Raw genomic sequence first — 11,527 nt, forward strand, 5'->3', positions numbered from 1 at the left:
AGATCTGCAAGCTGACCCAATGGGCAACAGGGTATCATGACGATCGCTCGCGCCGTCGCCGCGCGGTGGCGGTTCAGACAGCCGAGCGTCATTCCGGGTTTCGGATTGACGCTCGGCTTCTCGTTTGCCTACCTCACGCTCATCATCCTCATTCCCCTGTCCGGGCTGATCTGGCGCTCGGCGGCGCTCGGCTGGACCGACTTCTGGGCGATCGTCACCGATCGCCGTACCATCAACGCGCTTGAAATCAGCTTCGGTACAGCCTTCATTGCCGCCGCCATCAACGTCGTCTTCGGCACGATCGTCGCCTGGGTGCTAGTGCGCTACAGCTTTCCCGGCCGCCGCATCGTCGATGCCATGGTCGACCTGCCCTTCGCGCTGCCGACGGCGGTGGCCGGCATCGCGCTGACCACGCTTTATGCACCGAATGGCTGGATCGGAAGCCTGCTGGCGCCGCTCGGGATCAAGGTCGCTTATACACCGCTCGGCATCGTCATTGCGCTGGTCTTCATCGGCTTGCCCTTCGTAGTGCGCACTGTCCAACCGATCGTGGAGGAGATCGACAAGGAGGTGGAGGAAGCCGCCGCCACGCTTGGCGCCAGCCGTTTTCAGATCATCACCCGCATCCTGTTTCCGGGCCTCGCGCCGGCCATCATCACCGGCTTTGCACTGGCCTTCGCACGCGGTGTCGGCGAGTACGGCTCGGTCATTTTCATCGCCGGCAATCTGCCCTACAAATCCGAGATCGCGCCACTGCTGATCATCATCCGGCTGGAGGAATACAACTATCCGGCGGCAACCGCGATTGCAGCGATCATGATGGTGCTGTCATTCTTGATGCTCTTGATCGTCAACCTGGCGCAGTCATGGAGCCGCAAGCGTTATGGCTGACGTGGCCATCGCATGGCCGATCGGGAGCGACACCGCCGACCAGCGAGCGACCGGTCGCGCGCTACCTGCTCATGGTCGACCAGGCATCGAGCAAGGGCTTCGGCCATTTGGTCGAAACGCTGGCCATCTGCGCGAGCACAAGAAGGAAGGCCTGAGTGGCATTGGTCGCATGAGGCGCGGCCGCCATATCCGCCGAAAGCGTCCTGGCAAAGGTTAGGGTGCGTTTTTATTCGCATCTCCTAATATTTGATCGCTCTGACCCGTTCCGATATGTTATGATGGTTAACGCGCTGAGGGCTGAATAGCCACGGAGCGCGTCACGCGAGCGGCTGCGAGTGGGACGGCGATGTCCTTTTTGCTTTTTTTGCGCGGCCTTATCATAGTACTGGTGGCATTCGCCATCAGTATATATTTGCTTACCGCCTCGCTCTGGAGTACGTTTGTCCAAACGTTAATTTGTGGGGTCTTGATACAGATTGGGTACTTTGTTGCTGTCATGCTGCTAGTGTGGCGCTCGGTCTCCAAAGAATCCGTGATTCCGAAGCCAAATACCCCACGCGATGAGTCCGAAAGGGAGCAACTGCCGAGCCACTTAGTGAATAAGGTGGACCACTCTCCGCCTTTATAGGCTCTGGCTGTTTAGATTAGGACGATCAGCAGGATGACACCCCACATCACGATACAAAATGTGACTGCAACCTGTCTTATTCGGGCACCTGAGAGGCGTTCCGCGAGGCGCCAAATGCGCCCAGAACTCTTACGGTGATCGATATCGCGCGGCGGTGATCGACGAGTCATTCCAATCGACGTCCCTGTTTCCGCAGGACAGGCTCAACCTAGGCCCGGAATCTCTTGCTCAGATGTTTTGCCATTTGGCAATACGACCCGATTTCTTCCTTTAATTGGATCGCATGACGTGTAGCGGAATTGCAGACAGCATGGGCCGCGTGAGTTTCATTTATTGCAATCCGAGGTTAAGATTTTGCGTCTTTGGCGAGGAGCGACTCCCCCGGCGTCGATACTGAATTTCGAGACAGTCAGACAATGTGGTATAGTATTTGTCACTAGCGATACGCTGCCAGTTTCATCCCACGGGTTTGAAGGCTTATGCTCCGCGAAGTTGAAAATCAGCACCCGGATTCTGCCTTCATTTTTGGCGATCCTCAGTCGGCAACGATTGATCTCGAAACACTCGTGGCGGCAGCGCGACGGCAGTTGAGGTTCGTCCTTACATGCGCTCTCGTAGGCCTTGTGCTGGGGCTGGCGTATCTTCGGGTCGAGGTGCCCTTGTACGAGTCGACGTCCAGAATCCTGATCGACAAGAACCAGCCCTCCGTCGTGACGAAGTTAACAGAGAGCGGAAGCTCCACCCAGCTTGACCCGATGATGCTGAGCCAGGTCGAATTGTTGCGTTCCGACCGCATCGGGCTAAAGGTCGTTGACAGCCTCGGTCTTGCTACCAATCGCCCTTTCTTGTCAGCGCCGTATTCGTTGCTCAACAGTCTCACAGGATCGGTCGCTCGGGTCGTGCGGTCATTCATCGGCAGTTCCGACGAAAGCGGAGCGCCGGTGAAATCGAGTGCGGCGCGAGGACCCGATCCTCGGTGGCAGGCATTTGACATTCTGGCTGAAAATATAACGGTAGAGCGTGTAGGCGATTCTTACATTCTGCAAGTCCAATTTTGGTCGCCTAGCGCTGAAATGGCGCAAAAAATAGCCAATAAGTATGCGGAAATCTATATCTCTGACCAAGTCGGAGCCAAAGATGAGTCGATTATCCGAGCTCGCAGTGCACTGGCGGAAGAGCTCGAGACAGTGCGGAAGCGATCGGTCGACGCCGAGCTCGCAGTCCACAGGTTCCGAACAGACAATACGCTGACCAAGGAAACGCTGGTTACCTTGAGCCAGCTCGAACTTGAGGCGTCCTCTCTCAAGTCGCAATATGAACAGGTCCTGCAGCAGTACCAAGCGAGCCTGCAGAACCTTTCGATGGCGTTGACGGAGGCGCGGGTTATCTCGGAGGCACCATACCCCAGCAGCCCGAGTTCTCCGAACAGCCGTCTTTCGTTGGCGGTCTGCGTCGTGCTCGGCGGCATGATTGGCGCCGGTGTGGGCGGAATTCGAGAGTACCGGGAGCGCTTTTTCCGCACGAGGGGTCAAGTGCGCGATGAGCTCGGACTTGACACGCTCGGAATGATCCCGTTGCTGGACGGAAAGCCAATTCGCCGAAACAAGCGTGATCGTGCGACCGAAGAGCCGTCATTCATCGAGGTGGGGAACAGCGCTTTCAACTGGGTAGAGCAACATCCGCGCTCGGAATTCGCTGAAACGATGCGAACGGTGAAAGTCGCCGTTGATGTCGAGTTACCAGGGAAGAGCACCAAGGCGATCGGCATCGTTTCCTGCCTCCCGGGAGAAGGGAAGTCGCTGGTCGCGGCTAATTTTGCGATGGTTCTCGCTATGCAGCATTGTAGGACGCTGTTGATCGATGCCGACATCCACAATCCGGGCTTGTCCCCTATGTTAGCCAACGGCTGGGAACGAGGCCTGGCCAACTTGTTGGCTGGACAGTTCAACGCGAGAGATTTGCTGGCCCATCAGTCATTGCCATTGCGGTTCCTGCCCGGCGTGAACCAGAGCCAACAAAAGCTCGCAAAGACCGTGCAGCCTATCGAGAAAATGGGCGACTTTCTGCTCAAGGCGGGCTCTACGTTCAATTACGTCGTCGTTGATTTGCCCCCGTTGGCTCCAGTCGCGGACGTGAGGTCCTTTGTCCAGCACCTCGACGGCCTTATTCTGGTTGTTGAATGGGGCGTGACCGCTCGTACATTCGTGCGCGAAAGCCTCAACAACAATCCGATCCTTGCGGATAAATGTATTGGCGTTCTGCTTAACAAGGTCGATCTCAAAAGAATCAAGCTGTATCAAAAGTTCGGCAGTGCCGAATTTTACAGTGAACGTTATAGTCAGTATTACCAGACTTAGTTGTGGAGCAAGCATTGTTTTGTCTTACGTTGAAGCCGGATGATCTTCCTTCGGACCTCGCGAGTGCCCTGGCGGCACTGCGGGCTGAACGCGAAGCACGCCGACAAGCCGAAGCGGTGGCTGCCAGCGCGCAGGCGAAACTATCGGACACCGAGGCGCTGATTGCACATCTACAGCTTATGATCGAGAAGCTGAAGCGCGAGAAATACGGCCAGCGTTCCGAACGCACGGCGCGCCTGATCGAGCAGATGGAACTTCAGCTCGAAGACCTCGTGACCGCGGCGAGCGAGGATGAGCTTGCCGCGGCCGCTGCGGCGGCGAAGACCCAGAGCGTGCGCGCCTTCGCGCGCAAGCGACCAGTGCGCGTAAGCCCTGGCCAGAGACTATCGAACGCGAGCGCGTCGTCGTCGAGCCTCCCACCGCCTGCGCCTGCTGCGGCGGATTCCGGCTGTCCAAGCTGGGCGAGGACGTGACCGAGACGCTGGAGGAGATCCCGCGCCGCTTCAAGCTGATCGAAACGGTGCGCGAAAAGTTTACCTGCCGCGACTGCGAGAAGATCACCCAGCCGCCGGCGCCGTTCCATGTCACGCCGCGCGGCTTCATCGGTCCCCAACTGCTGGCGACAATCCTGTTCGACAAGTTCGGCATGCATGCTCCACTCAACCGCCAGAGCGCGCGCTTCAAGGCCGAGGGGATCGAGCTGCCGCTGTCGACGCTGGCCGATCAGGTCGGCCACGGAACCTTCGCCGTCATGCCGCTCTTCCAGCTGATCGAGCGCCATGTGCTCGCGGCCGAGCGCCTTCATGGCGACGACACCACCATTCGCATCCTGGCGAAGGGCAAGTGCGCGACCGGGCGCATATGGACCTATACGCGCGATGACCGTCCCTTCGCCGGGCCTGCGCCGCCGGCGGCGATCTATTACGCCTTGAGCGACCGGCGCGGCGAGCGTCCTCAGAAGCATCTGGCCGGGTTCGCCGGCATCCTTCAGTGCGACTGTTACAGTGGCTTCGAGCCGCTGTTCGACCCGCAGCGGAAGGAGCAGCCGATCACGCCGGCCTTTTGCTACGCCCATGCGCGGCGAGGATTCTTCGAATTGGCCGACATCGCGAAAAAGGCCCGGGATGGCAAGAAGGGCAAACCGATCTCCCCGATCGCGCTGGAGGCGGTCAGGCGCCTCGACGCACTGTTCGAGATCGAGCGCGCCATCAACGGCCGCAGCGCTGCCGAGCGGTATGCCGTGCGGCAGGAGAAGAGCAAACCACTTCTCGACGACATGCACGCCTGGTTGCTCCGCGAGCGCGATACCCTCTCGCGCTCTTCCGAGGTCCTGAAGCCAATCAATTACATGCTCAGGCGCTGGGCCGACTTCGCCCGCTTCATCGACGACGGCAGAATCTGCCTCAGCAACAACGCGGCCGAAAGAGCGCTGCGTGGCATTGCTCTGGGAAGGCGCAACTGGACCTTCGCCGGTTCCCAGCGCGGCGCCGACCGCGCCGCCGTTATGCTTACCCTCATCACCACGGCACGCCTCAACGACGTCGACCCAAAAGCCTGGCTCGCCGATGTCCTGGCCCGCATTGCTGATCTTCCCGCTTCGCGTCTGCACGAACTACTGCCTTGGGAATGGAAGCGCCTGCGCGAAGCCGACAAGGCCGCCGATCAGCAGGCCGCCTGACCTTCACGCATCGCCATCATAGAGCCCGCCGCGCGCACGCGCGTGTCCCAATCATGCGGCCTTCGTCGTATGCGTACGGTGTTCGTCGGCAAGGACCAGCAATACAATCGTCGCTTCCTCCAGCCGGTGGCCTGCGCGCTGGCATCGGGCTGGGAGAAGGGCCAGGTCGAGAACCATGTCGAACAGGTGAGATGCGGAGCCGTCAGAATTCATGATCGGCCCGGCTATCTTGGTCGCCAGTCCTTTTCCGGTCCTTACATTCCGCCACCCAACACCGCCGTAGCGCGGACACGCAAAGCACCCTGCGAATAGGCCTGCAGCATATCCTGTCGTGCCTGCATTCCGATCTTCTTGCGGAGCGTTTCATCGCCCCCGAACACCAGTGCTTGCGTCACCGCCATCTCCGCTGAGGGAACAGTAAGCTTCAGCATATTCTCTCCATCCTTGCCGTAATCCCGGATACCGCCGACGTCGGTCGCGATCACCGGAAGGCCGGCAAGCATCGCCTCGGCGACGACGATGCAGAACCCTTCCGTATCGGACAGATTGATGAACATGTCACGATCACAGGCTAGCTCGAACCAGCGCGCGACATAGCCACGGAAATGCACGCGATCTCCAATGCCGAGCTCATCCGCCTTGCGCGAAAGCGCCTGCCGTTCCGGCCCGTCGCCGTAAAGATCGAGGCTTGCAGAAACGCCGCGGTCTTGGAGCATTCGGATGGCCTCGATGAGGCGGTCAAAGTTCTTCAGCGGGATAAGCCGTCCGGCAGCAGCAAGGCGCAAGGGTGTGTGAAGCGCGTAATCGCGCTTGTGGCTGGAAGCCTCATCGGAGCAAAACAGAGGCACGATATGCGACCGGCGCCTGCGCGGCAGGAAGTATGCTTGCGTCTCCTGCAGCGTACTGTCGCAATCAGCCCAGATTTCGTCGACGCGCCAGGACAGCGCCTTGAGCACAGGGCCATAAACGGCTGCGGCGCGCCGGGAGCGGTAGCGGGCGGTGTGTTCGAATGAAACGCAGCGCAGCCGAGGAGCAAACATCGCAGCAAGCCGTCCCACGAGATTGGCCTGTTTGAGCGACAATGCAACCATATCCGGCCGCCACTCCCGGATGAGGCGCAATATTACAAAGAACGTGCCCACGAAGGTGCGCAAGGAAGGCTCTTCACTCTGCGAAGTCAGGATAAGATTGTGCTCTCCGATCTGTGCGGCGATTTGATCGGCAAGAGACCCGCGACCGCGGCAACAGGCGAGAATCTTCAGCTGGTGGCCGCTGAAAAATCCTGCTTGCAGCAAGGTGAGCAGCCCATGCTCGGCGCCACCGGGATCGAATCCGTTGATGAAGTAAAGAATTCGCATGTGACAGTGAAGCGCTCCGATTATCTTGCACCTCGTATCAACTATCGCAAATAACTGCCTGACCCTGTGTGGATTCTCCTCCGTTTGTGGTGAGGGTGGTGCAGGTCGGAAGATCTCTCAGTTCTTACCCGTCTTAAGAGACCTCGCAACCCCTTAATGCCTCCCCAAAACGAGGGCCCATGTTGGACCGGAGACATCGCGAACAGCCTTTCGGGGACCTCACGACCAGTCTGCCATTCTATCGAGAGAGGGTATTGAAGTCCATGGTTTCCATTTTCTGATGTCTGAACCGTCGAAGACGCCGTCTGTTGCAGCCGGGCCAAGGGCGACGGACTTGCCGTCAGCCTTGCACAGGCGTATGGAGCGGACGGGGACAGAGCTGCTTAACGCGGCGGACGAGATGGCCTGTGGCGTAGTAGAAATGGTTCGACCTTTCGCGATAGTGGCGCTTCGATTCCAGTTTCTTTTCCATCGCGCTGTTGTCTCCGAATGGCGTCCCGACCCCCTCGCGCAAAACGCGCAAAACTATTCGCGATGTCCTCGCACATCTGTTCGCGATGTTTCCAGTCCAAACAGCCGCACAAGGGGAAGGGAAAATTAAGTCGCTGCCCGACGGTGTCCTCATACAGTCATTAGGGATTCCCGGTACTAGCGTTGAGCGCCCCGATATTCGTCGACAATGCTGGTTAGTGAGATACTGGTTCCGGTGAGCCTTCCCAGGAAATAGGCCCCATGCTGCCGTCGATCTTGTGGTCCTCTCCGATCATGCCGTTTCGATGCCTTGCCCAGGTCCAAAGCCCTGCTCGGCGACAGGGGCTACGACGCCGACCGGTTCCGAACCGCCCTGGCAGACCGCAAGATCATCGCCTGCAGCCCGTCAAAGGCAAATCGAAAGGCGCCTATACCGCACGATCCCGCGCTGCCAGAGCAACTTCACCAGATCGCCGCGCTTGCCTCGAAAGGCAAACAACGCACCAGAATGCCAGCTTTGCTCCAGGATTTTCTGGGTCAGCACCGCCAGGTTACGACACCGGCTACCTCGCTGAAAGAGTGGCAATCATCCTGCCCAACTAGAGAGGTGCGCAAGGCGGCCTTTAGGCCTCGCTCACACTATTGTTGCAAGGGCGCCGATCAGACCTCAAGAAGCGGATATCCTCTTTGATCTTGTCAGAAATCTTTCGTTCCAGCCAAACAAATGTTGTCGGGGACGACGGTAGGAGGCCATCAGCGAGAGCGCCTTTGTAGGCCAAGAGAGCGAAGCGATGCTGGCAAGTACTTCGTGATACCGAGCCTCTCCTTGAGCCAACGTCCCTCCTCAGGAAACACCAGTTCCAGGGAGAGCATGACGATGACCAATTCCAAGCCACACATAATCCCGCCAATGACAAGGCGATAGAGCCCATCGGCTTCGCGAATACCCGGCAGTAAAAGTATGGCCCAAGTGCAGGAAGCTGCCAAAGCTGCTACACCCAACGCCTTCATGACCACAAAGGCCTCTTTGACGAGGCGGACTGGATAGAGCGTCGCCAGTACAGCCGCGCTCGCCCAATAGTTGAGTACCATAGCGATACTGACTGCCATCGCGACACCATTGATGCCCCAAGAACTCCCAATGAGCGCTGCGACCAAGACGGAAAAAGCGTAAAACAACTGCCATAGAACAAGTTGCAGGATGGCGCCCTTGGACCTGATGAGCGTCGAACTTGTCTTCCAGGCGATGCGGAAAGGCATTGACAGGCAGAAGAGCTGAAATGGGAGTACGACGCTCGCCCAAGCATTACCGAGCAATACATTGACAAACTCGCTGGAGAGTAAGAACAAATTGAACGAGGCGAGGGAAGACAGCACGAAGACTACGGCCGTACAGAGATAATAGACGCGAACGATCCGCGCCTCCTCCTTCTTGATCGACGAGAAAATGGGAAACAGAACCTGGTCAGCGGCGTTGCCAATAAGCTTGGTCGGCTGCTGCATTAGGTAGAATGCACGCGAATAGTAGCCCAGCGCAGCGGGGCCCAGAAAACGGCCGACCACGAAATAATCCACGTTCATTCCTATATAACTGGCGATGCGTGCAAGGGTGATGCCGCCACCAAAACGCAACAACTTTCGCGCCGACTCGTGGCTGTAGGAAAGGCGAAAGGAGTGCGGGCTGTTCAAGATGTAGCCGACATTCGACACCGCGGTCTGCGCGATATAACCCCAGATCATCGCCCAATAGCCAAAACCATAATAGGCGAGCGCAATCGACACTGGCGTATAGCCGAAGACGTAGCCGTTAAGATCGATCAATGACATCGCTCGGAACTTAAGCGCACGCTGGACCAGCGCACTCGAGACCATGCCCAGTGCTCGCAGCGGAAAGATCAGTGCGACCAACCGCAGCGGCTTTACGATCTCCGGCATATTGAACCCTTGCCCTATCAAGGCAGCGCTGAAGATGATCGCTCCCGCGGCGGCAAGGCCAAGGCTTAGGCTGATGGCGAGCGCGGTCGCAACGTCCTCCTGCCCGACTTCGTCCATCTGCACCAGAGCGGGAGCGACTCCGATCTGTCCAAACACTTCGACAAAAGCACAAACGACCAGCACCGCGGCGACCACACCAAAGCTTTCCGGCGCCAGCAGGCGCGCCAAGATGGCGACGACCCCTACCCGCAGGAAAGAAGAGATCAGAGTCCCTGACGACACCCAGGCAAGCCCGGAAAGTGATCGAGCAGAAAGCGATTTCGAGGTGATCTCGGATGACTTACTCAAGATCCGGCTCCACTGTCTGACGCATCCGAATGCTTACTACCTTTTCCTCGCCGTTTCCATCTGACTAGCCGATGTGTGGCCTGGGATCTTGGAGAGGTTGAAGTTTGGGTGCGTGAGCCCCGGCGCGCATCCCGCGATGGGCTAGACTAGGAGCCTGTCCAGTTAGTCCTGGCGTCGGGCCGTTTCATGAACGATAACCGGCTTAGACGGCGTTGGCGAGCTCTGTGAGGTTGTGGGCGGTGCAGATTATCGCCCATTCGGCGCTCACCTTCTCGATGCCCGCAACAAGAACTGCCTGAACCCCCTTGCTTGCTTGATCTGTCCGAACACTGGCTCGACGATTTGCTTTCTGAGCCTGTACCTGCTTCGCCATCCCGCCCGCTTGAGCTTGTCCCGCATGGCCTGGGTGAGCGGTTCCTTGATCTTTCGTTTGCCTTCGGCGGGGTGTTTGGCTCGTCCGGCTGCGATGTAAGCGCTGGTCTCGCGATCGGCCAAGGCCTGGAGGTTCAGCTCGCTCAGATAACCGCTATCGGCCGATGCTTTCTTCGGTTTGGCGCCGAGATTGGCCTCAATGCCGTCGATCAGGCCGACCAGTTGACGGTGGTCGCTCATGCTGGTGGTGAGCCGGGGCGCGACGATGACCTGGGCCTTGGCGTCGACAGCGGCTTGCGCGTTGTAGCCCTGGATATAACCGTCCTTGGTCAGAAGAATGCGGCTGCCGCATCGGTAAAGTTGCGTTGTGCTTTGGCGTCGGGCGCGGCGGAGGGTGGCACTGGTGTCTTGCCGTTCTTCTTGCGACCTTCGGTGATGCGCCTTTTCTCGGCCTCGGCTCGGCGCCGCTCCTCCGCCGCGGCGGCGGCTTTCGCTTCTGCCTCCAACTCGGCCTTGTCGCGCGGATCTTGGCAAGCCGCGTCTCCTTGTCGGCCCCCAATCGGGCATCTCATCGCCGCGCTTCGTGCCGTGCAGCTCGTCCTCCTCCGCATCGGCGGCCTCGGCGGCGGCCAGCCAGCGGTCGACTTCGGCCGTGAGCTCCGCTTCCCGCTTCTTCATGCGCTCATAGCTCATCGCTTTGTGTTTCGACGCGTTCGCCTTGATCGTGGTGCCATCGAGCGCGACGTGCCCGAGCTTGACCTGCCACTGAATTTTCATCCGGCTGCAGTTAGAGCCTCGGCGGGTTTTACGCCGTATGGCGCGGATTGAGCAACGGGTGATCGGCGGAGCTGGTCGGGGTTGCGCAGCCGATCGTCGTTGCGGTGAGATTGGCGGCATAAGCCGCAGGCGTGATGTATCCGAGCGCCGAATGTGGGCGCGATCGGTTGTAGTCGTCTGCCCATTCGGCGATGGTTGTTCGGGCATGGTCGAGGCCGAAGAACAGGGTTTCGTTCAGCAACTCGTCCTGCATCCGCCCGTTGAAGCTTTCGCAGAAGCCGTTCTGCATCGGCTTGCCCGGCGCGATGAAGTGCCATTCCACCTGATGATCCTTCGACCAGGCGAGGATCGCGTTCGAGGTGAACTCGGTGCCGTGGTCGGAGACGATCATGCCCGGCTTGCCGCGCCGGGCGATCAGTTCCGTCAGTTCACGCGCCACCCGGCGGCCGGAGATCGAGGTGTCCGGGATCGCAGCCAGGCATTCGCGCGTCACGTCGTCGACGATGTTGAGGACGCGGAAGCGCCGGCCGCAGGCGAACTGATCATGGACGAAATCCAGCGACCAGCGCGCGTTCGGCTTCGCCTGAACCAGGATCGGTGCCCGCGTTCCTACCGCTCGGCGCCTGGAGCGTCGCTTGCGCACGGCCAGTCCTTCTTCGCGGTATAGCCGGTAGATGCGGTTGATACCCGATGCCTCGCCTTCGCGCCAGAA

At 59.1% G+C, this 11,527-nt stretch carries 10 protein-coding genes and 1 pseudogene; 6 read left to right on the forward strand and 5 right to left on the reverse strand.

What is annotated here, in order from left to right; genetic code table 11:
• Window positions 1-36: 36 nt before the first annotated feature.
• From cysT to tnpC, 4 genes are all read left to right on the forward strand, one after another.
• Window positions 37-891: a sulfate ABC transporter permease subunit CysT gene (cysT, locus tag NKH13_RS19080; RefSeq protein WP_352913666.1), complete on the forward strand. Its 855-nt coding sequence runs from the start codon at window positions 37-39 to the stop codon at window positions 889-891.
• Between the two features lie 346 nt (window positions 892-1,237).
• Window positions 1,238-1,519, forward strand: coding sequence for an exopolysaccharide production repressor protein (locus tag NKH13_RS19085; RefSeq protein ID WP_352718892.1), 282 nt, complete (start codon window positions 1,238-1,240; stop codon window positions 1,517-1,519).
• 479 nt (window positions 1,520-1,998) lie between these two features.
• Window positions 1,999-3,876: a Wzz/FepE/Etk N-terminal domain-containing protein gene (locus NKH13_RS19090; protein ID WP_352913669.1), complete on the forward strand. Its 1,878-nt coding sequence runs from the start codon at window positions 1,999-2,001 to the stop codon at window positions 3,874-3,876.
• A 14-nt stretch (window positions 3,877-3,890) separates the two neighbouring features.
• A protein-coding gene (gene tnpC / locus NKH13_RS19095; protein WP_352718894.1) for an IS66 family transposase occupies window positions 3,891-5,554 on the forward strand; the annotation gives its coding sequence in 2 pieces (ribosomal slippage) (window positions 3,891-4,238 and window positions 4,241-5,554; 1,662 coding nt in all).
• Window positions 5,555-5,808: 254 nt separating this feature from the next.
• On the opposite strand, the gene NKH13_RS19100 is transcribed toward tnpC, so the two are convergent.
• Complete coding sequence (locus NKH13_RS19100; RefSeq protein ID WP_352718904.1) at window positions 5,809-6,849, reverse strand: glycosyltransferase; 1,041 nt, start codon at window positions 6,847-6,849, stop codon at window positions 5,809-5,811.
• Here NKH13_RS19100 and NKH13_RS19105 point away from each other — a divergent pair.
• Window positions 6,745-6,966 carry a hypothetical protein gene (locus NKH13_RS19105; RefSeq protein ID WP_352718905.1) on the forward strand — a complete coding sequence of 74 codons (222 nt, stop codon included), beginning with the start codon at window positions 6,745-6,747 and terminating at the stop codon, window positions 6,964-6,966. The two genes, NKH13_RS19100 and NKH13_RS19105, sit on opposite strands and share 105 nt — an antisense overlap.
• An 823-nt stretch (window positions 6,967-7,789) precedes the next feature.
• On the opposite strand, the gene NKH13_RS19110 is transcribed toward NKH13_RS19105, so the two are convergent.
• Together NKH13_RS19110 and NKH13_RS19115 are read right to left on the reverse strand one after the other, a co-directional pair.
• Entirely contained in the window at window positions 7,790-7,927 is a 138-nt protein-coding gene (locus tag NKH13_RS19110) for a hypothetical protein (RefSeq protein WP_352718895.1), read from the reverse strand.
• A gap of 209 nt (window positions 7,928-8,136) precedes the next feature.
• Window positions 8,137-9,666, reverse strand: a complete 1,530-nt coding sequence (locus tag NKH13_RS19115; RefSeq protein ID WP_352718896.1) for a lipopolysaccharide biosynthesis protein — start codon at window positions 9,664-9,666, stop codon at window positions 8,137-8,139.
• Window positions 9,667-9,678: 12 nt separating this feature from the next.
• Between NKH13_RS19115 and NKH13_RS19120 the strand changes: the two genes are divergently transcribed.
• Window positions 9,679-9,816, forward strand: coding sequence for a helix-turn-helix transcriptional regulator (locus NKH13_RS19120; RefSeq protein ID WP_502909204.1), 138 nt, complete (start codon window positions 9,679-9,681; stop codon window positions 9,814-9,816).
• 114 nt (window positions 9,817-9,930) lie between these two features.
• On the opposite strand, the gene NKH13_RS19125 is transcribed toward NKH13_RS19120, so the two are convergent.
• Together NKH13_RS19125 and NKH13_RS19130 are read right to left on the reverse strand one after the other, a co-directional pair.
• Complete coding sequence (locus NKH13_RS19125) at window positions 9,931-10,815, reverse strand: transposase (RefSeq protein ID WP_352913694.1); 885 nt, start codon at window positions 10,813-10,815, stop codon at window positions 9,931-9,933.
• Window positions 10,812-11,527, reverse strand: a pseudogene (locus tag NKH13_RS19130) (IS3 family transposase); the annotation flags it as partial. The pseudogene NKH13_RS19130 and the gene NKH13_RS19125, both read right to left, overlap by 4 nt.

Source organism: Mesorhizobium sp. M1348 (assembly GCF_040317925.1).
In the GTDB taxonomy this organism is placed as follows: domain Bacteria; phylum Pseudomonadota; class Alphaproteobacteria; order Rhizobiales; family Rhizobiaceae; genus Mesorhizobium.

Bases quoted from the DNA above. Each gene is read 5' to 3' on its own strand.
- NKH13_RS19085 (WP_352718892.1), top strand. From the start codon at position 1,238: ATGTCCTTTTTGCTTTTTTTGCGCGGCCTTATCATAGTACTGGTGGCA.
- NKH13_RS19125 (WP_352913694.1), bottom strand. From the start codon at position 10,815: ATGAAAATTCAGTGGCAGGTCAAGCTCGGGCACGTCGCGCTCGATGGC.
- cysT (WP_352913666.1), top strand. From the start codon at position 37: ATGACGATCGCTCGCGCCGTCGCCGCGCGGTGGCGGTTCAGACAGCCG.
- NKH13_RS19090 (WP_352913669.1), top strand. From the start codon at position 1,999: ATGCTCCGCGAAGTTGAAAATCAGCACCCGGATTCTGCCTTCATTTTT.